This window comes from Desulfuromonas soudanensis (genome assembly GCF_001278055.1).
Taxonomy (GTDB): Bacteria; Desulfobacterota; Desulfuromonadia; order Desulfuromonadales; family WTL; genus Deferrimonas; species Deferrimonas soudanensis.
On record NZ_CP010802.1, the window covers coordinates 3,443,759 to 3,467,939 of the forward strand.

The window sequence follows — 24,181 nt, forward strand, 5'->3', positions numbered from 1 at the left end:
AATCCCTTCGATGTCATTTAATTTAACATTAAACTATATGACTCGGCCGAAACTGTCAACTCTTTTTTCTTCGAGCGCGCCATTGGCAAATTGACTTCTTTTTCCGGGTTAAATGCGTACCCCTATCCATCATTTCGGCGTCCACCCTTGTCCACCCCCGCCCATGGGTGTTGGCAAAAGCTCGTTCAGTCAGGACCCGCCAGGAACCCCGAAGGCTGCCTGAGAGCTTTCCCGATGGCATCGACGCAGGGAGCGCCCCTCAATCAGATCAACAAAATCCCTCCCGGCCCCCTCCTCTCTCTCCTCCCCCTTGTCACCGCCCCCTCTTTCCGTTAATCTTTACGCAGGCTTGTATTTTAATCGGGCACCCTCCGGGGTGTTCCTGCGTCCTTTCAAGAAAGAGAGCCCCATGTACCGACACCCCAACGACCCGTCCGGCCTTCTCCCGAGCGAGCGCGACGCCTGCGCCATCATCTGCTACGTCAACAAGGCCGGAAACCCCACCCACGGCAACCTGCAGCGCACCATCGAGGCGCTGGTCAAGATGGGGCACCGCGCCGGAGAGATCGGCGGCGAGGGGGACGGCTGCGGGGTCCTCACTGACATCCCCCGCCAGCTGTGGCGGGAAATCCTGGCGACGGCGGGGGAGGATGCGGAGATCGCCGACGATCCGGGATTTGCCCTCGGCCACATCCTCATCCCCCGGGAGGCGTTGACGGCCGACCCGCAGCTGCAGGAAAAGATCCGCCAGCGCTTTTCCGACGCCGGCGCCGCCATTCTGGTGGAGCGCCCCGGGCCGGTGCGCAACGAGGTCCTCTCGGCCATGGCCCGCCGCGCCGAACCCCTTTTCTGGCAGGTCGCCCTGCGCTTTCCCGAACCGGACCGGGCGCCGGCCCTTCTCTATGCCCTGCACCTCGGTTTCGAGCTCGACTTCCCGATCCACGTCGCCTCCCTGTCGACGAAGGTCGCCTCCTACAAGGTCCACGGCGCTCCGGAGATCCTCCCCCGCTACTATCCCGAACTCAAGCGAAGGGACTTTCTCTCTTCGGTGACCATCGGCCACAGCCGCTTTTCCACCAACACCCTGCCGACGGTCCTCCGCGCCCAGCCCTTCAGCCTGCTCGGGCACAACGGCGAGATCAACACCATCGCCCGGCTGCGGGAGGAGGCGAAAATGATGGGGATCGCCCTGCCGCCCGAGGGGAGCGACTCCCAGGACCTCAACCGCACCCTCGAGGGACTGATCCACAGCTTTGGCCTCACCCTTTTCGAGGCGATGGAGATGGTCTTCCCGCCGATCTTCTCCGAAGTGGAAAAGATGCCCAAAGAGCTGCAGGAGATGTACAGCTTCTTCCGCCGCTTCCTCACCGCCAGCGCCCAGGGGCCGGCGGCCATCATCGCCCGCCACGACGACCGCTGCGTCTTTTCCGTGGACGCCATGGGCCTGCGCCCCCTGTGGTTCGGCGAAACGGACAAGGAATATTTCGCCTCCTCCGAAGTCGGCGTCGTCCCCCAGGAAGAGATCATCTCCGACCCCAAGGTTCTGGCCCCCGGCGAAAAAGTCGGACTGCGCCTCCGTTCGGGGCGCAAGGTCAGGGTCCTCGAGCACGACGAGCTGCAGCGGGAGGTCTACCAGAGCTTCCGCCGCCGCACCCCCCTCGAGGCCCAGGACAAATCGCTGCAGAGAGCGCCCCTGCCGTCTCCGGGCCCGCTCAAGAAGACGGCGACCTTTTCCCGCAGCGGGGACCTTCTGCAGGAGAATCTCCTCTCGGCCCTGGCGTGGAAAAACAGTGACCTGCGCAATATCAGGGACATGGCCCGCAGCGGTCAGGATCCCATCGCCTCCCTCGGCTACGATGGTCCGCTGGCCGCCCTGGCCGCCTCGCGGCAGAATCTCTCCGACTATTTCAAGGAGCAGGTGGCCGTCGTCACCAACCCGGCCATCGACCGGGAGAGGGAAACGGAGCATTTCTCCACCCGGGTCTTTCTCGGGGCGCGTCCGTCCCTGCGGGGAAGGCGCCGCGGCGCCGTGCAGCTCGACGTCCCGATTCTCACCGGGGGGCGCCGCCTCGGCATCCGGCCGGAGGACGAAGAGGTCGCCGCCGCCTTTGGCACGGCGACCCTCGAAGGGGTGCTCGGCGCCTTCGCCGGGGAGGGGCGCTCCCGCTACCGCACCCTCTCCTGCGTCCTGCAGCGGGGAGAGGATGTAGCGTCCGCTCTCGAGCGCCTCCGCGCCGAGGGGGTTGCCGCCGCAAGAAACGGCATTCAGCTCCTCGTTGTCGACGACAGCCTGGCCTTCACCCCCGGCCGCACCTTTCTCGACCCCTTCCTGGTGGTGGCGGCCCTGCACAAGGCCCTCAAGGAGAGCGGCGACAGGGACGGCAAGAGCCTGCGCCGCCGCGCCTCTCTGGTCCTGCGCTCCGGGGCGCTGCGCAACCTCCACGACCTGATCTTCGCCTACGGCATGGGGGCCGACGCCCTCTGCCCCTACCTGATGTGGGAGCTCGCCTCCCAGGAGGAGGGAGGACTGGCCAACCTGGTGGAGGTCCTCTCCCGGGGGCTGGAAAAAGTGATTTCCACCATGGGGACCCACGAGATCGGCGGCTACGGCAAGTATTTTGCCTCCATCGGCCTGGCGCCGGAGCTGGCGGAAATCTTCGAAACCCCCGATTTCTGCGGCTCCCCCCGGGGAGGGTTGACTCTGGCGCGCCTCGAAGCGGAACATCGCGACCGCGCCGGGGTCGCCCGCAGCAAAAAGAAGACGCCGGTCCCGGCCCAATTTCGCATTTATCCGCGGATCTGGAAGATGGTCGGGGCGGTGGCCAAGATGGAGGAGAGCTACACCGACCTTTCCAGGATGATCCGCAACCTCGAGGCGGAAAATCCCCTGGCGATCCGCCATCTCCTCGACTTTTCCTTCCCCGAAGCCCTCTCCGTCGACCCCGAGGAGGTCGATGCCGGGATCGGCGGCCACGACCTGCCGATTCTGATTGCGGCCATGAGCTTCGGCAGCCAGGGGGAGACCCCCTTCCGCATCTATGCCGAGGCGGCCAAGCGTCTCAACATCATCTGCATGAACGGCGAGGGGGGGGAGATCGCCGACATGCTCGGCAAGTACCGCAAAAACCGCGGCCAGCAGATCGCCTCGGGACGCTTCGGGGTCCACATGGACCTCCTCAACTCCGCCGATTTTCTCGAAATCAAGGTCGGCCAGGGAGCCAAGCCCGGGGAGGGGGGGCACCTGCCGGGGTTCAAGGTCACGGCCAAGATCGCCGCGGCCCGCAACGCCACCCCCGGCGTCGCACTGATCTCTCCGTCCAACAACCATGACCTCTACTCCATCGAGGATCTGGCCCAGATCATCGAGGAGCTCAAGACCGCCAATCCCCAGGCGCGCATCTCCGTCAAGGTCCCGGCGGTGGCCGGAATCGGCACCATCGCCATGGGAGTCGCCAAGGCCGGCGCCGACATCATCAACATCAGCGGCTACGACGGCGGCACCGGGGCGGCCCGCAAGCACGCCATCAAGTTCGTCGGTTTGCCGGCGGAGATCGGCGTCCGGGAGGCCCATCGCGCCCTGGTCTCTTCGGGACTGCGCGACAAGGTGGAAATCTGGGCCGACGGCGGCGCCCGCACCGGACGGGACGTCGTCAAGCTGATCCTTCTCGGGGCCAACCGGGTCGGCTTCGGCACCCTGGCGATGGTGGTCATCGGCTGCACCACCTGCCGCGGCTGTCACCTCGACACCTGCCACGTCGGCATCGCCACCCAGATCGAATCGGAGGAGGAAGCCGGGCGCCGCGGCCTGAAGCGCTTCGTCCCCCGGGTGCTGGAGAACGGCATCATCTACGAGACCACCTTTTTCCGCGCCCTCGGCCAGGAAATTCGCACCATCACCGCCCGCCTCGGTTTCCGTCGCACCCAGGATCTGGTGGGGCGCGTCGACCTCCTCAGCCAGACCCGCGGGGAGGAGCGTCTCGACCTCGCCGACCTCCTGGCCCCCGCCGCCGGGGAGAGCGAAGCCGCTCCGGAGAAGAAGGTGCGCATCCTCCGGAAACCTCTGAACTATCTGACCTCGCTCATCGCCAAGCTGGTCACCGACGCCTTCGACGGCGGCGAGAGCCGGGTGCGCTACGACGACGACAGCGCCTCCTCCAGCGACCGCGCCATCGGCACCCACCTCGCCGGCTCCATGACCCGCGGCTATCGCGAGGGGCGTTTCGGCCCCGAGCAGGAAGTCCTTCTCCACTTCAAGCGCGACTCGATTCCCGGCAACGGTCTGGCCGCCTTCAACATCCCGCGGATCAATATCCGCGTCGAAGGGGGAGCCCAGGACGGAGTCGGAAAGAGCGCCCGCGCCGGAAAGATCGTCATCCTCAAAGGGGAAAACCGTTACGGCCTGCGGGTCGGCGGAGCCGTCGGCAAGGGGCTGGCCTACGGCGCCCAGGGGGGGACCTTCCTTATCCAGGGGGACGCCGACAGCCGGGCCTGCATCCGCCTCTCCGGAGCCGACGTCGTCCTCGGCGGGCGGATGCGCCGTCCCCTGGCCGACGAAGGGGGCAATCTCGCCGGCCGGGCCAATCTCAAGGGGTTTGCCTTCGAGTACATGACCGCCGGCCGGGTGGTCGTCCTCGGCGACCCCGGCCCCTGGATCTGCTCGGGGATGACCGGCGGCACCGTCTACTGCCACCTCGACGGCGAGATGGGGATGACCCGCGAGGCGCTGCGCCGCCGCCTGGCCAGCGGTGCCAAAGTCGAAATCCGCGATCTCGAGGAGGAGGACGTCGCCTCCATCGGCGAACTGCTGCTGACCTATCACCGGGAACTTCTCCACTCCTTCCAGACCGCCGAGGCCGACTGGGTCGACAACGTGCTGGGACACGCCCGGATACTCTTCGTCAAGATCGTTCCCGAAGGGACGCCGCTGCGTCCGGCGCTGGCCACGGAATAAAAAGGGGGCTTGCGCCGGAGCCGATATCGTCTAGGATTTCAGAGGCTGTACCTGTCGACAACCGCACCGGCGTCTCCCCGAGGGAGAGCCGGTCCCATTCCGAGAGAGGTCCCATGGAAAAATACCGCTGCGTCATCTGCGACTACATCTACGATCCCGCCGAGGGCGACCCCGGCAACGGCGTCCCCGCCGGCACCCCCTTCAGCGACCTCCCGGCGGACTGGGTCTGCCCCCTGTGCGGAGCCGACAAGAGCAATTTCGAAAAAATCTGACAAGGAGTGGCATCATGGCGAAAATTCCCTACGTGGATCAGGACGTCTGCATCAGCTGCAACCTCTGCGCCGACACCGTCCCCGAGGTCTTCCGCATGAACGACGCCGGGCTCGCCGAGGTCTATGACCCGGCCGGCGCCTCGGAAGCGAAAATCCAGGAGGCGATCGACGCCTGTCCGGTGGCCTGCATCTTTTGGCAGGATTGACGCCGGGGGCAAAGCGGCGCTTTTTCTCTCTTTGCCCGGGACGCCTCCCCTACGGCGCCGCCCTGACCCTGCAGGAGGAGTTGGTGCAGCGCCGCCGCCGCGGGGAGGACGACGTCCTGATCCTTCTCGAGCACCCCCCCGTCGTCACCCTTGGACGCAGCGGCCGGGAGGGGGGGCTGCGCCTCGCCGCCGCCGACTACGCCCGGAGCGGCATCGAGCTGGTGCACAGCGGCCGCGGCGGGGACGTCACCTACCACGGACCGGGTCAGCTCATCGGCTACCCGATCCTCGACCTTTCGGTCCTGGGGCGCGACCTGCACCGCTACCTGCGCCTCCTCGAAGCGGTTCTCATCGAAACCCTGGCGGCCTTCGGCGTCACCGGGGAACGGATTGCCGGCCGCACCGGGGTCTGGGTCGGCGGCGCCAAGATCGCCTCCATCGGCATCGCCGTGCGCCACTGGATCAGCTACCACGGTTTTGCCCTCAACGTCGCCGACGACCGGGAGGGCTTTGCCACCATCGTCCCCTGCGGCCTGCCGGGGGTGGCCCTGACCTCCCTGGAAGGGGAAGTCGGCCGCACGGTTTCCCGGGCGGCCGTAACGGAGGTGCTGATCGACGCTTTTTCACTCCATTTTGCCAGCGAGCACGCAGGACTCTATGACCCGACCCATCCTGAAAAAACCGTCCTGGCTTAAGGTCCGCATCCCCTCCGGGGCCGGCTACGCCCGGATCGACCGCTACCATCGGGAGGCCGGACTCCACTCGGTCTGCCGCAGCGCCGCCTGTCCCAACCAGGGGGAGTGCTGGAGCCGCGGCACCGCCACCTTCATGATCCTCGGCGACCGCTGCACCCGGGACTGCGCCTTCTGCAACGTCGGCAGCGCCCTCCCATTCCCCCCCGATCCCGCCGAACCGGCCAAGGTCGCCGCGGCGGTGGCCGAACTCGGCCTGCGCCACGCCGTGGTCACCGCCGTGACCCGCGACGACCTCCCCGACGGCGGCGCCGAGCACTTCGCCGCCCTCACCCGGGAGCTGCGCCAGGCCGCCCCCGGCTGCACCCTCGAACTCCTCATCTCCGACCTGCAGGGGAACCGCGAGGCGCTCTCGACCATTCTCCGGGCCGCCCCGGACATCCTCGGCCACAACATCGAGACCGTCCCCCGCCTCTACCCCCTGGCCCGAAAGGGGGCCTCCTACCGACGCTCCCTCGATCTTCTCGGCGCTGCCCGGGAGCTCTCGCCGCAGATTCCCACCAAATCGGGGGTGATGCTCGGTCTCGGCGAGACCCCTGAGGAGCTCCTCGAAGTCCTGACCGACCTGCGCGATTCCGGCTGCACCCTCCTCACCCTCGGCCAGTACCTGGCCCCGAGCCGCAAGCACCTCCCGGTGGAGCGCTACGTCCCTCCCGAGGAATTTGACGAACTGCGCCGGCAGGCCCTTTGTCTCGGCTTCGCCCATGTCGAATCCGGCCCCCTGGTGCGCTCCTCCTATCACGCCGAAGAGCAGTTCACGGAGGCCGGCCATGCCCGCCAAACCTGAGATCCACGAAACGATCATCCTCGGCTCCGGTCCGGCCGGACTCACCGCCGCCATCTACGCCGCCCGCAGCCGCTGCTGCCCCCTCCTCATCCACGGCGGTCAGCCGGGGGGTCAGCTCACCACCACCACGGTGATCGACAATTTTCCCGGATTCTCCCAGGGGATCGACGGACCGCAGCTGATGAAGGAGATGGAGGAGCAGGCGCGACGCTTCGGCACCCGCTTCGTCGAGGGAATCGTCACCCGGGTGGAGCTCAAGAAGGCCCCCTTCAAGGTCTGGGTCGACAAGGAAAAGTTCTTCTGCCAGACCCTCATCGTCGCCACCGGGGCCGTGCCGAAGATGCTCGGCCTCGCCAACGAATGGGAACTCTACGGCCGCGGGGTTTCGGTCTGCGCCACCTGTGACGCCTTCTTCTATCGGGACAAGGAGGTGGTGGTGGTCGGCGGCGGCGACACCGCCATGGAGGAAGCGGTCTTTCTCACCCGCTTTGCCCGGCAGGTGACGGTGGTTCACCGCCGGGATACCCTGCGCGCCACCCTCCCTCTGCAGGAGCTGGCCCGCCGCAACCCCAAAATAACCTTCCGCTGGAACGCCCTGGTCGAGGCCATCCTCGGCGACCGGGAGCAGGGGGTGCAGGGGGTGCGGATTCGCGACCGCGAAAGCGGCGCCACGGAGGAGCTTGCCTGCGACGGCCTCTTCATCGCCATCGGCCACACCCCCAACACCTCCCTCTTTGCCGGACAGCTCGACATGGACAGCGAGGGATACCTGGTGACCGGCAAGGGGACGGAGACCAACGTCCCCGGCGTCTTCGCCGCCGGCGACGTCCAGGACCCCGACTTCCGCCAGGCGATCACCGCCGCCGGGAGCGGCTGCATGGCGGCGCTGCAGGCCGAACGGTATCTGGAAACCCTTCCCCAGGAGGAATCGCCATGATCCCGGAGCGCATCAGGCAATTTCTCGAAGAGAACGGCTGCGCCTTTGTCGCCTCCGCCGACGGCAGCGGCCAGCCCCACCTCGCCGCCGGGCACGGGCTGCGTTTTTCCGACGACGAGCACCTTCTCTTCGAGGCCTGGTTCTGCCGCAAGACCCTGGCCAACGTCGCCGCCAACCCCCGGGTCGCCCTCCTCTGCGTCGATCCCGCCTGCGGCACCGGCTACCAGCTCGTCGGCGAGGTTGTCGCCGCCGCGGACACGGCGATCCTCAACGGCTATGTCCCCCCCCTCGAGCCCCGGGGGCTCCCCCAGGTCCAGTCCCGACTCGAGATCCGGATCTCGGAGGTGATGGAATTTTCCACCATCGCCCACAGCGACCGCTCCCTCATTCCCCACCTCTGACCCGGCGAAAAAACGACGGGGCGGGCGCCTGCCTTGCAGACCGCCCGCCCCGAGTGTTGCCCTTCACCCCGAAAAAACTACTGTTCCAGGAGCATCCCCTCAAGATCCTCGATATATTCTTTGATCCGCTTGAGGAAACCGACCGCCTGCCGGCCGTCGATGATTTGATGGTCGTAGGAGAGGGCCAGGTTCATCATCGGCCGGATCACCACCTCGCCGTCGCGAACCACCGCCCGCTCCTGGATGGCGTGCATGCCGAGGACGGCACTCTGGGGGGGGTTGAGGATCGGCGTGGACAAAAGCGAGCCGTACACCCCGCCGTTGCTGATGGTAAAGGTCCCCCCTTCGAGGTCGGCGAGCTGTATGCGGTTGTTTCCCGCCCGGTCGACGAAATCGGCGATCGTCCTTTCGATCTCGGCGAAATGGAGGCGGTCGGCGTCGCGCAGCACCGGAACGAGCAGCCCCTTTTTGGCGCCGATGGCGATGCCGATGTCGTAAAAGTTGTGATAAAGGATGTCGTCGCCGTCGAGGCTGGCGTTGACCTCGGGAAATTCGCGGAGGGCCTCGACGCAGGCCTTGACGAAAAAGGACATCAGTCCGAGTTTGACGCCGTGACGTTTGGCGAAAGACTGGCCATCCCGGTGACGCAGCGCCATCACCCGGCTCATGTCCGCCTCGTTGAAGGTGGTCAGCATGGCCGTCTGCTGCCGGACGGAAAGGAGGCGCTCGGCGATTTTCCTGCGGATCGGGCTCATCGGCCGGCGGACGGTGCGCTCCTCCTTCTCCGGAGACGGCGAAGACCCGCCCTCCTCCTTCCCTTCCTCCTCGGCGGCGACGGATTTTTCCGCAGGCCGCGGCGATTTCGCCTCGGAGGCGGGGACTTCCTGCTCTTTTTCCGCCCCCTGGTCCTTCGTCCCTTCCCTGGCCGCCGCTTTTTTCCCGTCCTTTGTCCGGTCCTTCTTCTCGTCCGTTTTTTTCTCGGACTTCGGCGCCTCTTCAGCCTTCCCCTTCCCCTCCTTTTTGCCGCCTGAGGCCTCCTCGATGGTGCCGATCACCGCCCCGATTTCGACCGTCTTTCCCTCCGCGGTGCCGATGTGCAGCACCCCGTCGACCTCGGCGTTGAGCTCCAGGGTAATCTTGTCCGTCTCCAGTTCGACCAGCAGGTCGTCCTTGGCCACGGACTCCCCGTCCTTCTTGTGCCATTTGCCGACTTCCGCTTCGCGAATCGATTCGCCGACCGTCGGAACCTTGATATCCATAACCTTCTCCTTCACTAAAAAAAAACGTTCCCCTAGGAGCCTGTCGGACTATACGCGCCGAAGCGAAAAATTGGATATTTGAGGACAGATTCTAGCTTGTTTGAGAGCCAATAGTCCTCTCTATTGGTCGAAAAGAAGCTCGGATATGGACCAAATAGACGATTTTGCAGCCGGCTCATGGATAGTCCGACAGGCTCCTAGGGTCCTGACCCCGACCCGACCGACTCACAGATCGAAGGCCTCGGCGATGATTCGATCCTGCTCTTCCCTGAAGAGCCGGTGGGAGCCGACGGCCGGGGCGGCTGCGGCCTCGCGCCCCAGATAGAGGGGTTCCCTTCCCATCACCTCGGCCAGAGACCGGCGCAGAAAGCTCCAGGCCCCCATGTTGGCCGGCTCCTCCTGCACCCAGACAAAGTTTTCCGCCTTCTTGTAGGGCAAAACGGCCTCCTCCAGCAGGTCGACGCGCAGGGGATAAAGTTGCTCGATGCGGATGATGGCCAGGTCGTCCCGGCCGTCCTTCTCCCGTTTTTCCTCCAGCTCGTAGTAGATTTTCCCCGAACAGACCAGGAGAGTGCGGACCTTCTGCGCTTCGGCGTCGGAACCGATAATTTCATCGAAATGACCGCCGGCAAAGGCCGCCAGGTCGGAACGGCACTTCGGCAGGCGCAGCAGACTCTTGGGGGTAAAGACGACGAGGGGGCGGCGGAAGGGGAGCTTGACCTGACGGCGCAACAGATGAAAAAACTGGGCGGGGGTGGAGGGGTAAACGACCTGGATGTTGTCGTCGGCGCAGGCCTGCAGATAGCGTTCGATGCGGGCGCTCGAATGCTCGGCCCCCTGACCCTCGTAGCCGTGGGGGAGGAGGAGGACCAGGCCGCTGGCGCGGTCCCACTTCGTCCGGCTGCTGACGATGAACTGGTCGATGATCACCTGAGCGCCGTTGGCGAAATCACCAAACTGGGCCTCCCAGAGGGTCAGTCCGAAGGGGGTCTCCAGCGAGTAGCCGTACTCGAAGCCGAGCACCGCAGCCTCCGAGAGCATGCTGTCATAGATGTGGAGGGCGGCTCCGTTACGGGCAGCCGCCGAAAGGGGGACGCAGGTCTTGCCGCTTTCGATGTCGAAAAGGGTGGAATGGCGATGGCTGAAGGTTCCCCGCCGCGAATCCTGCCCGGAGAGGCGCACGGACGTCCCCTCGGAGAGGAGGGAGGCAAAGGCCAGGGCCTCGCCGGTCCCCCAGTCGATTTCCTCGCCGGCTTCGATCGCTTCCCGGCGCCGTTGCAAGAGCTTGTCGATCTTGGGATGGGGATGAAAATCCTCGGGGATGCTGGTGATGGCTTGCCCCAGTTCGACGAGACTGTCCCGGGAGACGGCGGTTTCCACCTCCGGGTGCCGGTACTGCCGGTCGATCCCGCTCCACTTTCCGTGAAAGCCTTCCTCCTCCTGCCGGGCAGGGAGCCCGGCCGCCTCCTCCAGGCGCTCCTCGATGACCGCGGCCATGGCCTCGATTTCCTCTCCCGCCACCCCTTCGCTTCTCAGCCGGTCGGCGTAGAGTTCATGCACCAGGGGGTGATTCTTGATCTTTTCGTACATCAGGGGCTGGGTGAAGTAGGGCTCGTCCCCCTCGTTGTGCCCCTGGCGGCGGTAACAGAGGATCTCCAGAATCACGTCGCAGCCGAAGGCCTTGCGGTAGTCGAGGGCGAGGCCGGCGGCATGAACCACGGCCTCCGGGTCGTCGCCATGGACGTGGAAGATCGGGACCATCAGCATCTTGGCGACATCGGTGGCATAGAGGGTCGAGCGGGCGTTCTCCGGCAGAGTGGTGAAACCGATCTGGTTGTTGAGAACGATGTGCAACGTCCCGCCGGTGCTGAAGCCCTCCAGCTGCGAGAGATTGAGGACTTCGGCGACGATTCCCTGGCCGGAAAAGGCGGCATCGCCGTGCATCAGGACCGGCAGCACCCGTTGGTCGCCCCCTTCGCCGTAGGCCTCCTGGCGGGCCCGGCACTTCCCCTCCACCACGGGATCGACGGATTCGAGGTGGCTGGGGTTGGAGGCGAGGGTGACATGAATCGAGGCGCCTTCGGCGGTTTTCAGGTCGGCGGAGAACCCCCGATGGTACTTGACGTCCCCCTCGCCGACCACCTGGTATTCGATATTGTCCTTGAACTCGGCAAAGAGGTTCTCCGGCGGTTTGCCGCAGATGTTGACCAGAACGTTGAGACGGCCGCGGTGGGACATCCCGAGAACGAGGTCGCGCGTCCCGAGAGCCGCCGCTTTCTGCACCACGAAGTCGAGGAGGACAATGAGCACCTCCCCCCCCTCGAGGGAAAAGCGCTTCTGACCGACGAACTTGCGGTGCAAAAACGCCTCGAAAAGGGCCGCTTCCTGCAATTTGCGCAGGATCCGCAGCTTTTGCTCCCGGGCGACGGGAGGTCGGTTCCCTTCCGGTTCCATGCGGTCGATCAGCCACTGGCGCTCCCCGGGGTCCTGGATGTGCATGAACTCGACGCCGATGGCGCCGCAGTAAGTCTGGCGCATCACCGAGAGGATCTGGCGGAGGGTGGCGTTTTTCTTGTAAAACCTGCGGGTGTAATAGGTGCGGTCGAGATCGGCCGTCGTCAGATCAAAGGCCGCAAGGGCCAGGAGGGGATGCTCTTCCCGACAGGTGGTGAGGGGATTGGTGCAGGCCATCAGATGGCCGATGTCGCGATACCGGTAGATGAGCGACTGCACTGCCGACTGTTTCAGGGCCTGGGACGCTGTTTCTCCGGCGCCGCTGCCGGCGAGCTCGAACCCCTGGAAAAAGGCCTGCCAATCGGCACCGAGAGCCTGCGGCGACTCTTTCCACAGACGATACTGGGACTCAAGCCACTCGGGACTGAGATTGGACAGAAATTGATTCGCCACCGATTCTCCCGTCTGCCATATTAATTTTCCGGCGCCCCTGGGGCTAACCGGCGGTAATCACAAAGCAGGGGAAGTATAACAGCGCCAATGGAGGGATGCAATCGCCGGGCAAGGAACAGACCCCGCCCCACCGGTTTCGGAGGGCGGGGGAGGGTCAGGGTCGCCGGGGGCTTTCCGAGGGGAAGAACGTATCGATTATCGCCGCGGGTCGCGGGACGGGCCCCGGGTCGGCAGGAGGACGGTGAAGGTGCTCCCCTTGCCGGGGGTGGAACGCACCAGGATTTTCCCCTCGTGCGCCTCGACTATCCATTTGACGATCGCCAGACCGAGGCCGGTGCCGCCGTTTTCCCGGTTGCGCGCTTCATCGATGCGGTAGAAGCGGTCGAAGATGTGGTGGAGGTGCTCTTCGGGGATACCGATGCCGCTGTCGGCAATGGCCACGGAGACGTTGTCCCCTTCGAGGGAGAGGGTGATCGCCAGGCGCCCCTCTCCGGCCGGGGTATATTTGATGCCGTTGACGATTAAATTAAGGAGCATCTGACGGATGCGCAGCTCGTCGCCACGGATGCGGATTTCCTCCGCCACATTCATATCCAGGAGGACTTCGATCCCCTTCGGCTCGCCGAGGGTCCGCCCCTGCATGTAGAGGTCCTGAAGCATGTCGCTGAGGCTGAACTCCTTGCATTCCATGGGGAGCCCGCCGGCCTCGCTCTTGGCCAGCAGCAGCAGATCTTCGATGATCCGCCCCATGCGGTCGATCTCTTCCATGTTCGACTCGAGCATTTTACGGAACTCTTCCGGTTCCTTGGCCCAGCGCAGGGCGACCTCGGTCTCGCCCCGGAGAATGGTCAAAGGGGTCCGCAGCTCGTGGGAGGCGTCGCCGGAGAACTGCTTGATCTTGCGGAAGGAACTTTCGAGGCGCGCGAGCATGGCGTTGAAGGTCTCGGCGAGGTGGGCGATTTCGTCGCGGCTTCCCTCCACCGGCAGGCGCTGGTTGAGATTTTCGGCATTGATCCGCCGCGCCGCCCGGGTCAGGCGCACGACCGGGGAGAGGGCGCGCCCGGCGAGGAACCAGCCGCCGAGGGAGAGCACCAACAGTGCCAGGGGGCTGAAGGTCATGAGGATGATGCGAAATTCCTTGAGGGTTTCCTCGAGGGGAGCCATGCTCGCCGCCACCTGGACCATGTGCCCCGCCCCCGTGGCCCGCATCACCGGGTAGGTCAGGAGGCGCACCGAATAGGGGCCGGTGAGTTGAATCCGCTCGAAAATGGGTTCCCCCCGTCCCGATGCCTGCAGAGCCCCCTTCCCCAACGGCAGCTGAAAACCGTCGAGATTGTTCGAGGTGCACTCGATGCTCCCCTGCTGGTCGAGGATCTGGACATATTCGCCCCAGTTGTGGACACGGATGAAGGCTTCCATAGCCGCACAGGTATCCCCCTCCCCTTTCCCCGGTCCTTCCCCGGGCAAAAGATGAAAGGCGGCGACATCCTCGGCGATCAGGGTCAGCCTTTCGTCAAGGTGCACCAGAAGGCTGCGGTCCAGGTAGACATGCCAGAAGAAACCGCTGGCCGCCAGAATGACGGCCAGCGTGAAGGCATACCAGAGGGTGAGGCGGAAGCGAATGGAGCGGACGAACAACTACTCCTCCTCTTTGAGGACGTAGCCGACGCCCCGAACGGTATGAATCAGTTTTTTGCTGAAGTCCTTGTCGACCTTCTTGCGCAGATAATTGACATAGACGTCGATGATATTGGTGAAGGAATCGAAGGTGTAATCCCAGACGTGCTCGGCAATCATCGTCCGGGTCAGGATCTGATTGGGATTGCGCATCAGGTATTCGAGGAGCGCGTACTCCTTGGCGGTGAGCTCGATCTCCTTGTTGCCGCGCCAGACCTTGTGGCCGACGGGATCGAGACGCAGGTCGGCAAAGTAGATTTCCGCCCCCCGGTCCTGGGAACCGCGGCGGAGCAGGGCACGAACCCGGGCCAGCAGCTCGGCAAAAGCGAAGGGTTTGGTCAGATAGTCGTCGCTGCCCGAATCGAGTCCCGAGACGATGTCCTCCACCGTATCCTTGGCGGTCAGGCAGAGGACCGGAGTGGCAACCCCCTTCTCCCGCAACTGCTTGATCGCCGTCAGGCCGTCCATCTTGGGGAGCATCAGGTCCATCAGGATCAGGTCGTAGGGGGTGGCCTCTCCCATCTGCAGCCCCTCCTCGCCGTCATAGGCGACATCGACGACGAAATTCTCCTCTTCCAGCCCACGTTTGATGAAGCTGGCGACTTTCTTCTCGTCTTCTACCACCAGAATGCGCATATCGATCTCCTTCTCTGCAGATTTGCTGTTAATATCCGATACAACGGAAAGGGTTCCCATTTGAGTTGAACGCCTATTTCAATTTCAGTTTGACCAGGACCTCGTTGGCCGTCTCCTCCACCGCCTTGCCGGTGACGTCGATCACGGCCCAACCCTGGCGACGGAAAAGGGCCCGGGTGTAGGCGAGCTCGTCCTCGACCTGCCCGTAATCGGCATAAGCCGCCCGGGAACCCTGGCCGAGATGCTTGAGGCGGGTCGCCCGCAGCTCCACCAGGCGCTGGGCGTCGATGACCAGCCCCACCACCCGGGTCGGATCGATCTCGAAGAGCTCGGCCGGCGGGTCGATCCCCTTGACCAGCGGGACATTGGCCACCTTCCAGCCCCGGTGGGCCAGATACATGGAGAGGGGGGTCTTGCTCGTTCGGGACACCCCCACCAGGACGATGTCGGCCCGGCAGAGGTGGCGGGTTTCCTGGCCGTCGTCCTGACGCACCGTGAACTCGACCGCCTCGATGCGGCGAAAATATTCCTCATTGACGCCGTGCAGCAGCCCCGGCATTTCCCGGGGAGAACGGCCGAAAAAGCCGGAAAGCTTCATGAGCAGCGGCGTGATCAGGTCGATGTTGGGGATTCCCAGGGAATCACACTCGTCATGAACCAGCTGGGCCAGCTCCCGGTTGACGACCGTATATACGACGAGCCCCCCTTCGTTCAGGGCCTGGTCGAGGGCCTCGTAGACCTCGTTTTTGGTGCGTACGTTGCTGATCCGCTTGAGGCGAACGCTTTCCCTCTCGCTGAACTGGGTCAGGGCGGCCGAAACCATTTTTTCCGCCGTTTCGCCGGTGGCATCGGACAGAAGATAGACGAGACGGGGTACGGTCATGCAATTTCCTGGATAAATTAATCCGGCGGTCCCGCACCCGGCAGCACACCGGACCACGATGGCCCTGGCCGAAAAACCCTTTACCGGCGGGCCTGCAGCGCAAATGGCGGAACGGGTTACCACTTAGGGTAGCCGACTCATTAAAGCTCGTCTAGGATTAGACCCGATTCACCGCGGAGTTGTCAAGATTTTTTATTGCTTTTGGCCTTCCCCTTCTGCTACACAGGTCCCATGAAAAAGACCTGGACAGAATTGCATATTGTCGTCCCTGCAGCCGGCATTGACCTGGTGAGCAGCGAACTCGCCGACCTCGGCTGCGAAGGGATCACCGTCGAGGAACGGCAGCTCGACACCTTCATCCCTCCCGACCCCAACGAGGCGATGTCCGGAGACTACCGGATCAAAGCCTATTTTCCCGTCGGCGGGAACCTTTCCGACCTGCAGTATGAGGTGCGTCAGCGACTCGAATATCTGGTCCCGATGGTGCCGGGCCTGCAGGCGCTCACCCCCGAAGCGTTCCCGGTGACCAACGAGGACTGGGCCGAGGGGTGGAAGCAGCACTTCAGCACCGTTCGCATCGGGAGCCGCCTGGTGATCAAACCGAGCTGGGAAGACCTGGAGGCCACCCCCGAAGACGCGGTGGTCGAGATCGACCCGGGGATGGCGTTCGGTACCGGCACCCACGGCACCACCCGCCTCTGCCTCGAGGCCCTCTCCGACCTTTTCGAAGGCCCCTCTTTGCCGCAGCGGGTTCTCGACGTCGGAACCGGCTCGGGGATTCTGGCCATCGCCGCGGCCAAGCTCGGCGCAAGCCGGGTTCTGGCCTGCGACATCGAGGAGGAATCCTGCCGCATCGCCCAGGCCAACTGTGATCTCAACGGCGTCGGTGCCCGGGTCGAAATAACCGGCGCCCCCCTCGAGTCCCTGGAGGGGGATTTCCACATCGTTGTCGCCAACATCCTCGCCGAAGAGAACGCCCGCCTCGCCGATCAGCTCGTTTCCCGTCTGGCCCCCGGAGGCGCCCTCGTCCTCTCCGGAATCCTCCAGGAAAAAGAACCGTTGGTGCAGGCCGCCTTTGCCCCCTATCCCCTGAGCGGACCGGAAATCAGCCGCCGGGAAGAGTGGTCCTGCCTCGTCTACAGAAAAGTCTGAGCGCATGCGCCGATTTTTTGTTCCTCCGTCCTCCCTCGACAACGAGATCGTCCCCCTCCCCGACGACATCGCCCACCATATCCGCACGGTGCTGCGACTGGCGCCGGGGGATGAAATCATCCTTCTCGACGGCCAGGGCCGGCGGTGCCGCTGTCGCCTTGAAACCCTGGACAAGCGTTCGGCCAGCGCCCGCATCCTCGAGAGTTGCCAGGAAGAGGAAACGGCCTTCCCCATCCAGCTCCTTCAGGCCCTTCCCAAGGGGGACAAGATGGAGCTGGTGCTGCAGAAGGGGACGGAGCTGGGGATAACCGCATTCTCCCCCGTCACGACCTCCCGCAGCCTCCCCCCGCTGGCCGGAGAGCGGGAGGAAAAGCGCCTGGCCCGCTGGGAACGGATCATCCGCGAGGCGGCCCGCCAGAGCCGGCGCCCCGTCCTGCCGCGTCTGGACGCCCCCATCCCCCTGGTCGAAGCACTCATCGCCTGCGACGCCGAGTTGCGCCTGATGCTCTGGGAGGAGGAGAGTCTTGCCATGGCGGGAGTCCTTTCCGGCGTCGCGCCGCGGAGCGCGGCGATCCTTGTCGGCCCCGAAGGGGGATTTTCGCAGCAAGAGGCGGAGGCCGCCCGCGCCGCCGGGTTTAACCCGGTGCAGATCGGTCCGCGGATTTTGCGCTGCGAAACCGCCGGGTTTGCCGTCGCCAGCGTCCTGCAATACCTTTTCGGCGATCTCGGCAGCGCTGGCAGCACCCGGAATGACCCATGAAATGCCCCGAATGCGGATACAATAGCTTCGACCACCTGGAGAGCTGCAAGAAATGCGGCGTCGACCTGACGCATTTCAAGGCGGAGCACGGACTCTCCGGTCCTCTTTTCGCCGGTCGCCCGGCCGCAAAGGAGGCCGGGACCTCCCCCCTGCCGGACCCCGTCCGGGTCGATGAACCCGATTCCGACCTCGAACCCGGCGACGGGGACGATTCGCCGCCGGAGGCCGAAAACGCCCTCCCTCTCCCGGCGGAGGAGTCCGCGGCCCCCCCGTTTCTCCCGTCGGGTTCCTTTCCCGGACAGGGGCCGTCCCTCGGGTCCCGCCTTGCCTCCAACCTCGTCGATCTCCTCCTGCTGACCGGGATCTTCGCCCTGTTCATCCTCGCCGGCAACGCCATCCTCCTCCCCGGGGAAACTCGACGCGTTCTCCCCCCCCTCGAGGAGATCCTGATCCTCTCCACCCCCTATTTTCTCGTCCTCTTTTTCGTCTGCTTCGGCTATTTCACCTTCTTCCACTACCTGACCGGTCAGACCCCGGGGAAGATGACCTTCGGTCTGCGGGTCGAGAGGCAAGAGGGGGGAGATCTCCTCTTCAGCCAGGCTTTTTTACGCAGTGTCGGCGGCCTGATGGCGCTGGTGACGGCCGGCGCCGGCTATCTGCCGATCCCCCTCACCCGGGCGGGACGGGGGTGGAACGATCGACTGGCCGGCAGCAGGGTGGTGCGATTGAGCCGAAGGGGAGAAGAGGAGGAGGGCCCGGGTCCCGGCTGACCTTTTTCTGGAAACGGAGCACCAGGACAAAAAGGCCCCGGACCGAATCATCGGTCACGGGGCCTTTTGCCGCTCTCCTGGTGCCGCCGGGCGGCCGCCGCTCACCCCATGCGCAGACGGAGGAAGCTCTCCAGGTCGCCGCACTGCAGAAAGGGATTGTGAGCGCGTTCGTAACCGATGGTGGAGACCGGCTGCGGGCCGTAGTCGTGGCCGGGATAAACAAGGGTCTCGGGTGGCAGCGCCGCCAGCCGACGCAGACTGGCAAAGAGGGCGGCAGGGTCGCTCCCCTTCAGATCGGCGCGGCCGACAAAGGTGACAAAGAGGGTATCGCCGGTGATCAGGGCTCCCGGCGGGTGAAGAACCAGGGAGCCGGGGGTGTGCCCCGGCGTGTGCAGCACCTGCAGGCTCCCCTTGCCGACGGCGAGAACCGACCCGTCGCCCAGGGGAATCTCGGCCCCGGGGACGTCGAGGGGATGGGCCGCCAGCCGGGCCCCGGTGGCGGCAAGGACCGCTCCGTTACCGGCAATGTGGTCGGGGTGGCCGTGGGTGTTGACCAGCACTTCGATCGCAACCCCTCTCTCCCCCGCCGCATCGAGGAGGGCATCGGGAGCAAAGGAGGGGTCGACGCCGAGGCCGCGGAGAGTCAGGGGGCAGTAGATCAGGTAGGAGAAATTGGCCATCTCCCCGGCCCGAATCTGCACGATTTCCAGCGTCCCGTCTCTCACCAGATCTCCTTGACCGGCTCCTGCTTGCCGACATGGCAGATTTCGCCGTCGATGATCTTGAACATCTCGCCTGTGGCCCGCACGGTCCAGGCATCGCCGTCCTCGGGGGGGACGGGGAACTCACGGCTCCCGAGATAAACGTCTTCTTTCCCGATCATCGCCCACCATTCCAGGGCGCCGGTCTGCCAAATCTTGGTCTTGAGATTAAACGCCATCGGCCATCCTCCACTTGTGTTAATAATGGATTCATGATACTTGAGGAATTGCCTTCCGGTCAACCGAAAGGGCTCCCCCGCCGGGTCTCCCCTTCGTGTATAATGACGGAGAAACCGGTGAAATTACGCAAAAAGGGAAGGGTCGTCTCCATGAAATTCGCCAAGATGCAGGGCGCAGGCAACGATTACGTCTACGTCAACGGCTTCAAGGAGACGGTGGAGCATCCCGCGCGACTGGCGATGGAGATTTCCGATCGCCACTTCGGCATCGGCTCCGACGGCCTGATCCTCATCCTCCCCTCGACGGTGGCCGACGTGAAAATGCGGATGTTCAACGCCGACGGCAGCGAGGCCGAGATGTGCGGCAACGGCATCCGCTGCGTCGCCAAGTTCGCCTACGAGCGCGGCCTGGTCGCCTCCCGGGAGATCGCCGTGGAAACCGGCGCCGGCATACTCACCCTGCAGCTCTTCACCGACGACTTCAACCGGGTGGAGAGAGTGCGAGTCAACATGGGGCGGCCGCGCCTGACCCGGGGGGAGATCCCCATGACCGGCAACCCCGACGAACAGGTGGTCGGCGTCGAGCTCCAGATTCTCGACCGCACCTTTCATATCACCTGCGCCTCCATGGGGAATCCCCACTGCGTGATTTTCGTCGACAACGTCGCCGAATTCCCCGTGGCCAAATACGGCCCGGCCATCGAGACCCATCCCCTCTTCCCCAACCGGACCAACGTCGAGTTCGTGGAAATACTCTCCCGTCACGAGGTCAGGCAGCGCACCTGGGAACGGGGTGCCGGAGAGACCCTGGCCTGCGGCACCGGCGCCTCGGCGGTCACCGTCGCCGCGGTCCTTGGCGGCCACACCGAGCGGCGCATCCTCAACCATCTCGGCGGTGGCGACCTCGAAATGGAATGGGCCGAAAACGGCGAGATCTACATGACCGGTCCTGCCGTCCAGGTGTTCGAAGGGGACTACGACCCCCGATGACCTGCATCCCGGGGAACGCCGCACCGATGACCCGGGAAGAGGAAGGACAGAAGAGGAGAGGATTCTCCTTCCCCCCCGTGGTAAAGTGAAGACTATGGAAGCCATCCTTTTCGACCTCGACAACACCCTCTACCCGCCGCAGCGCCAGCTCTTTGCCCTCATCGACGTGCGCATCAACCGCTACATGCTCGAAGTCGTGGGGATCCCCGGCGGCGACGTGGACGGCCTGCGCCGTCGCTACTGGGCCGACTACGGCGTCACCCTGCAGGGACTGATCCGCCACTGGGGGGTCGATGCCGAGGATTATCTTGAGTACGTTCACGACGTCGACGTCGCCGGGAACCTCGGACCGGACGACGAACTGCGCGCCGCCCTCTCCTGCGTCCCCCTGCGCCGGGCCGTCTTCACCAACGGCTCGCGCAGCCATGCCGACCGGGTCCTTTCTTCGCTGGGGGTGGGGGATCTTTTCGAGGAGATCTACGACATCCGCGTCGCCTCCTATCTCCCCAAGCCCTTCCCCGAGCCGTACCGCAAGGTTCTCGAGCATCTCGGCGTCGACGCCCGCGCCTGCCTGATGGTCGAGGACAGCCGCGAGAATCTCCGGACCGCCAAGGAGATGGGGATGGGGACGATCCTCGTCGGCGAGGGGCCGATGCCCGATTATGTCGACGTGCAGATTGCCCATGCCTCCGCCGTCCCCCAGGTCCTGGCGCAGTGGATGAATTGCTGATGGGAAAAAAGACCGCAGAGTCTCCGCTTCTCATCGGCGCCCACATGTCCATCAGCGGCGGTCATCATCTCGCCTTTGCCCGGGGAGAGGCGGCGGGGTGCCGCGCCATGCAGATCTTCACCAAGAACGCCAACCAGTGGCACGCCAAGCCGATCGACGCCGATGCGGCGGCCGCCTTCGGCGCCGCCTGGAAGAAGAGCCCCATTGGCCCGGTGATCGCCCACGACAGCTACCTGATCAACCTCGCCTCCGCCGACGAGGAGAAGTGGCAAAAATCGCTGGCCGCCTTTGCTGACGAGATGGAGCGCTGTGCCGCCCTCGGCATCGGCTCGCTGGTCATGCACCCCGGCGCCCACCTCGGTGCCGGGGAGGATGCCGGACTGGAGCGGATCGTCACAGCCTTGCGGCGCATCTTTGCCGAGTCCCCGCCTTCCGTCCGCGTCCTGGTGGAGAACACCGCCGGCCAGGGGACCTACCTCGGCGGCACCTTCGAGCACCTGGCGGCTATTCTCGAGGAGCTTCCCGAAGGCCGCATCGGCGTCTGTTTCGACACCTGCCACGCCTTTGCCGCCGGCTTTGACCTCTCCACTGCCGCCGGCTACCGGAAAACGATGGACGACTTCGACCGGCTGGTCGGCCTCGGGAGGATCGCGGCCTTCCATATCAACGACAGCCAGAAGGGGCTCGGCTGCCGGGTCGATCGCCACGCCCACATCGGCCAGGGGGCCATGGGTCTGGAGGGGTTCGGGGAACTGATGCGCGACCCGCGCTTTTTTTCCGTCCCCAAGATCCTCGAAACCCCCAAGGGGGACGACGACAGCCTCGACCGCATGAACCTGGCGACCCTGCGCCGCCTGGCCACAGGGGGCTAGGAGATGCGGGCGGTTCTGCAGAGGGTTTCCTCGGCGAGCGTCACCGTCGAAGGGACGATCACCGGCGCCATCGGTCCCGGTCTGATGATCCTCCTCGGCGTCGAGAAGGGGGACGGGGAAGAGGACGCCTCCTTCCTGGCGAAAAAAACTGCCGGACTGCGCATATTCGAGGACGGGGAAGGGAGAATGAACCTTGCCGTCGGCGAGGCGGGGGGAGCGGTCCTGGTCGTCTCCCAGTTCACCCTGCTGGCCGACTGCCGCAAGGGGCGACGCCCCGGCTTCTCCCAGGCCGCCCCGCCCCAGGAGGCCGACGCCCTCTACCGACGGTTCGTGGAACTGCTGCGGCAGGAGGGGCTGGAGGTCGCCACCGGCGTCTTCCAGGCGACAATGGATGTTCAGCTCATAAACAACGGACCGGTCACCATGCTTCTCGACAGCCGGAAGGACTTCTGATGAATCAACGCTGGTACAATGACGAACCGCCCACGGAAGGGCGCGGCCGTTCGGCCAAAAAACGCGCCGCCGAGGCGGTGGAGGAGCTGGCCAAGCGCCTGGTGGCTCTCCCCGAGGCCGCCTGCCGCAAGCTCCCTCTCTCCGCCGACCTGCGCAAGGAACTGCAGCTGGCCCGCGACACCGAGGCCATGGGCGCCCGCAAGCGCCAGGTCAAGCACTTTGCCGGCGAGATGCGCCGCCGCGAGGAAGAGATCGAAGCCATCCAGACGTTTCTAGAGGGGACGGACCAGGTCAATCTCCAGGCGCGCCGGGAATTCCACCATCTCGAAGAGTTGCGCGACCGCCTCTGCGAACCCGCCACCTTCGCCGAAGCCCTCGACGAAGCAATGCAGGCCTGCCCTTCCCTCGACCGCGAGACGCTGAGCGGCCTGGCGCGCTCGGTCCACTCGAGCGCCGACAAGCGCGCCGCCCGCGAGATCTTCCGCCGCCTCAGGGACGGAGCGGTCAAGAGCTGACCGAGGCCGGACAGAACGGAACAAAGCTTCAGGCAAGACGCAAAGACCGGAGAGGTACCACTCACTGGAAATCTCTCCGGTCTCTCCCCCTCTCAGCGCCTCTGCGTTGAAAAAGGTCTTTGGGGGAGTTGGTGTCACACAACCCAACCGCCGTTTTTTCCTGCTTTGAATAAAAAAAGGGGCCCGTCCTTAAGACGGGTCCCCTGATTCGAGCCGAGCAGCAATGGCAAATGCGGTCACAGAGCCTTTTTCAGAAGTCCTTCGAGCTGGTTCTTGGGGACGGCGCCGACGACCTGATCGACGATCTTGCCGTCCTTGAAAAGAATCAAGGTCGGTATGCCGCGCACCCCGAATTTGCCGGGGGTCGCCGGGTTTTCGTCGACATTGAGCTTGGTGATCTTGACCCGCCCGTCGTACTCGTCGGCCAGCCCGTCGATGACCGGGCTGATGGCCTTGCAGGGGGCACACCAGGAGGCCCAGAAATCGACGAGGACCGGAATGGACGATTTCAGGACTTCACTCTCAAAGGCATCATCGGAAAGATGAATCACTTTATCACTCGCCATGATCGAATCTCCTTCTTCTTGGCATGATTAACATTGAATTATCAGTGTCATCATAAAACACATCCGAAAAAAATCAAGGGGTTATTTTCTCCCGGCGGCGAAAGCAGGCCTCCCGACCTTCTCCTTGACAGCCCTTGCTCCACCCCCTATCATGCCGGGAAATTCCCCAGAGAGATTGAGCCATGAGCGCCCAGGAAAAAATCGATGCCGCCCTCAGGGACCACGCCCTCCTTCTTGAGGCCGCCTTCCGCAGCCAGCAGGAGCAGGTCGTCGACTTCTCCACCGCGATTCTCGAGACCTTTCACCGGGGGGGGCGCCTCCTCCTTATCGGCAGCGGCGCCCTCGGTGCCATCGCCTCGCTGGTGGCCAACCTCTTCCTGCACCGACTGACCCTGGACCGCCCCCAGCTCTCCGCCATTGCCCTGTGCCATGACCCCTTTCTCGCCACCGCCCTGGCCCGGGACGGACAGAGCGACCACTATTTCTCCCGGCAATTGCGGGCCCTGGCCGCCCCCGGCGACGTGGTCCTCGCCTTCGGCGACGCCTACCGGAATCAGGCCCTCGACGAAGCGCTCGGTGCCGCCCGGGACATCGGCTGCACCACCGCCGCCCTCGTCCAGGGGAAGGGAGAAATGACCGGTGACCCGCCGGATTTTCTTTTTCATCTCGAAACCGAATCGGCAGCGCGCGCCACCGAGGGAGCCCTCTTCTTCGGCCACCTCCTCTGCGAAATCGTCGAAGCCGAGCTCTTCGGCATCTGACGAC

General features: G+C 64.7%; 24 protein-coding genes. 16 read left to right on the forward strand and 8 right to left on the reverse strand.

What is annotated here, in order from left to right; all coding sequences use genetic code 11:
• Positions 1-409 precede the first annotated feature (409 nt).
• From DSOUD_RS15365 to DSOUD_RS15390, 7 genes are all read left to right on the forward strand, one after another.
• Complete coding sequence (locus tag DSOUD_RS15365; RefSeq protein ID WP_053551838.1) at positions 410-4,951, forward strand: glutamate synthase-related protein; 4,542 nt, start codon at positions 410-412, stop codon at positions 4,949-4,951.
• Positions 4,952-5,064: 113 nt separating this feature from the next.
• Entirely contained in the window at positions 5,065-5,223 is a 159-nt protein-coding gene (rd, locus tag DSOUD_RS18045; RefSeq protein WP_082351320.1) for a rubredoxin, read from the forward strand.
• A gap of 14 nt (positions 5,224-5,237) precedes the next feature.
• Positions 5,238-5,429, forward strand: a complete 192-nt coding sequence (locus DSOUD_RS15370) for a ferredoxin (protein ID WP_053551839.1) — start codon at positions 5,238-5,240, stop codon at positions 5,427-5,429.
• A complete protein-coding gene (lipB, locus tag DSOUD_RS15375; RefSeq protein WP_053551840.1) occupies positions 5,417-6,124 on the forward strand; it encodes a lipoyl(octanoyl) transferase LipB in 708 nt (235 codons plus the stop codon). The genes DSOUD_RS15370 and lipB overlap by 13 nt, the downstream gene beginning before the upstream one ends.
• The gene (gene lipA / locus DSOUD_RS15380; RefSeq protein ID WP_053551841.1) at positions 6,087-6,968 is read left to right on the forward strand and encodes a lipoyl synthase; all 882 of its coding nucleotides are present in this window, start codon (positions 6,087-6,089) and stop codon (positions 6,966-6,968) included. The genes lipB and lipA overlap by 38 nt, the downstream gene beginning before the upstream one ends.
• Complete coding sequence (trxB, locus tag DSOUD_RS15385; RefSeq protein ID WP_053551842.1) at positions 6,952-7,905, forward strand: thioredoxin-disulfide reductase; 954 nt, start codon at positions 6,952-6,954, stop codon at positions 7,903-7,905. Before lipA ends, trxB begins: the two co-directional genes overlap by 17 nt.
• On the forward strand, positions 7,902-8,306 hold the full coding sequence (locus DSOUD_RS15390) for a pyridoxamine 5'-phosphate oxidase family protein (RefSeq protein WP_053551843.1): 405 nt from the start codon (positions 7,902-7,904) through the stop codon (positions 8,304-8,306). The genes trxB and DSOUD_RS15390 overlap by 4 nt, the downstream gene beginning before the upstream one ends.
• Before the next feature lie 77 nt (positions 8,307-8,383).
• Here DSOUD_RS15390 and odhB read toward each other — a convergent pair whose 3' ends face one another.
• The 5 genes from odhB to DSOUD_RS15415 all read right to left on the reverse strand — a co-directional run bounded on the left by odhB (position 8,384) and on the right by DSOUD_RS15415 (position 15,668).
• Positions 8,384-9,565: a 2-oxoglutarate dehydrogenase complex dihydrolipoyllysine-residue succinyltransferase gene (gene odhB, locus DSOUD_RS15395; protein WP_053551844.1), complete on the reverse strand. Its 1,182-nt coding sequence runs from the start codon at positions 9,563-9,565 to the stop codon at positions 8,384-8,386.
• A gap of 225 nt (positions 9,566-9,790) precedes the next feature.
• On the reverse strand, positions 9,791-12,472 hold the full coding sequence (locus tag DSOUD_RS15400) for a 2-oxoglutarate dehydrogenase E1 component (RefSeq protein WP_096335451.1): 2,682 nt from the start codon (positions 12,470-12,472) through the stop codon (positions 9,791-9,793).
• Positions 12,473-12,667: 195 nt separating this feature from the next.
• Positions 12,668-14,110, reverse strand: a complete 1,443-nt coding sequence (locus DSOUD_RS15405; RefSeq protein WP_053551845.1) for a sensor histidine kinase — start codon at positions 14,108-14,110, stop codon at positions 12,668-12,670.
• Positions 14,111-14,785 (reverse strand): heavy metal response regulator transcription factor, encoded by a 675-nt coding sequence (locus DSOUD_RS15410; RefSeq protein ID WP_053551846.1) that lies wholly within the window; start codon positions 14,783-14,785, stop codon positions 14,111-14,113. It abuts the gene before it with no gap.
• A 73-nt stretch (positions 14,786-14,858) separates the two neighbouring features.
• Complete coding sequence (locus tag DSOUD_RS15415) at positions 14,859-15,668, reverse strand: pyruvate, water dikinase regulatory protein (RefSeq protein WP_053551847.1); 810 nt, start codon at positions 15,666-15,668, stop codon at positions 14,859-14,861.
• Positions 15,669-15,899: 231 nt separating this feature from the next.
• Here DSOUD_RS15415 and prmA point away from each other — a divergent pair, with 231 nt between their 5' ends.
• Genes prmA through DSOUD_RS15430 form a run of 3 tightly spaced genes read left to right on the forward strand, consistent with a single transcriptional unit; the run spans position 15,900 to position 18,350 of the window.
• Positions 15,900-16,820 carry a 50S ribosomal protein L11 methyltransferase gene (gene prmA, locus DSOUD_RS15420; RefSeq protein WP_053552418.1) on the forward strand — a complete coding sequence of 307 codons (921 nt, stop codon included), beginning with the start codon at positions 15,900-15,902 and terminating at the stop codon, positions 16,818-16,820.
• Positions 16,821-16,824: 4 nt separating this feature from the next.
• On the forward strand, positions 16,825-17,580 hold the full coding sequence (locus tag DSOUD_RS15425; protein ID WP_053551848.1) for a 16S rRNA (uracil(1498)-N(3))-methyltransferase: 756 nt from the start codon (positions 16,825-16,827) through the stop codon (positions 17,578-17,580).
• Entirely contained in the window at positions 17,577-18,350 is a 774-nt protein-coding gene (locus tag DSOUD_RS15430; protein ID WP_053551849.1) for an RDD family protein, read from the forward strand. Before DSOUD_RS15425 ends, DSOUD_RS15430 begins: the two co-directional genes overlap by 4 nt.
• Positions 18,351-18,451: 101 nt before the next feature.
• On the opposite strand, the gene DSOUD_RS15435 is transcribed toward DSOUD_RS15430, so the two are convergent.
• Positions 18,452-19,075, reverse strand: a complete 624-nt coding sequence (locus tag DSOUD_RS15435; protein ID WP_053551850.1) for an MBL fold metallo-hydrolase — start codon at positions 19,073-19,075, stop codon at positions 18,452-18,454.
• Positions 19,072-19,290, reverse strand: coding sequence for a hypothetical protein (locus tag DSOUD_RS15440; RefSeq protein WP_053551851.1), 219 nt, complete (start codon positions 19,288-19,290; stop codon positions 19,072-19,074). Before DSOUD_RS15440 ends, DSOUD_RS15435 begins: the two co-directional genes overlap by 4 nt.
• Before the next feature lie 150 nt (positions 19,291-19,440).
• On the opposite strand from DSOUD_RS15440, the gene dapF reads away from it, so the two are divergent.
• The 5 genes from dapF (at position 19,441) to yjgA (ending at position 22,850) form a co-directional block, all read left to right on the forward strand.
• Entirely contained in the window at positions 19,441-20,280 is an 840-nt protein-coding gene (gene dapF, locus DSOUD_RS15445; RefSeq protein ID WP_053552419.1) for a diaminopimelate epimerase, read from the forward strand.
• 94 nt (positions 20,281-20,374) lie between these two features.
• Positions 20,375-21,010 (forward strand): pyrimidine 5'-nucleotidase, encoded by a 636-nt coding sequence (locus DSOUD_RS15450; protein WP_053551852.1) that lies wholly within the window; start codon positions 20,375-20,377, stop codon positions 21,008-21,010.
• On the forward strand, positions 21,010-21,882 hold the full coding sequence (locus DSOUD_RS15455) for a deoxyribonuclease IV (RefSeq protein ID WP_053551853.1): 873 nt from the start codon (positions 21,010-21,012) through the stop codon (positions 21,880-21,882). Before DSOUD_RS15450 ends, DSOUD_RS15455 begins: the two co-directional genes overlap by 1 nt.
• A 3-nt stretch (positions 21,883-21,885) precedes the next feature.
• Positions 21,886-22,335: a D-aminoacyl-tRNA deacylase gene (gene dtd, locus DSOUD_RS15460; RefSeq protein WP_053551854.1), complete on the forward strand. Its 450-nt coding sequence runs from the start codon at positions 21,886-21,888 to the stop codon at positions 22,333-22,335.
• Positions 22,335-22,850, forward strand: coding sequence for a ribosome biogenesis factor YjgA (yjgA, locus tag DSOUD_RS15465; RefSeq protein WP_053551855.1), 516 nt, complete (start codon positions 22,335-22,337; stop codon positions 22,848-22,850). Before dtd ends, yjgA begins: the two co-directional genes overlap by 1 nt.
• 236 nt (positions 22,851-23,086) lie before the next feature.
• Here yjgA and trxA read toward each other — a convergent pair whose 3' ends face one another.
• Positions 23,087-23,416, reverse strand: coding sequence for a thioredoxin TrxA (gene trxA, locus DSOUD_RS15470; RefSeq protein ID WP_053551856.1), 330 nt, complete (start codon positions 23,414-23,416; stop codon positions 23,087-23,089).
• Positions 23,417-23,598: 182 nt separating this feature from the next.
• Between trxA and DSOUD_RS15475 the strand changes: the two genes are divergently transcribed.
• Entirely contained in the window at positions 23,599-24,177 is a 579-nt protein-coding gene (locus DSOUD_RS15475) for a D-sedoheptulose-7-phosphate isomerase (RefSeq protein ID WP_053551857.1), read from the forward strand.
• The last annotated feature ends 4 nt before the right edge of the window (positions 24,178-24,181 follow it).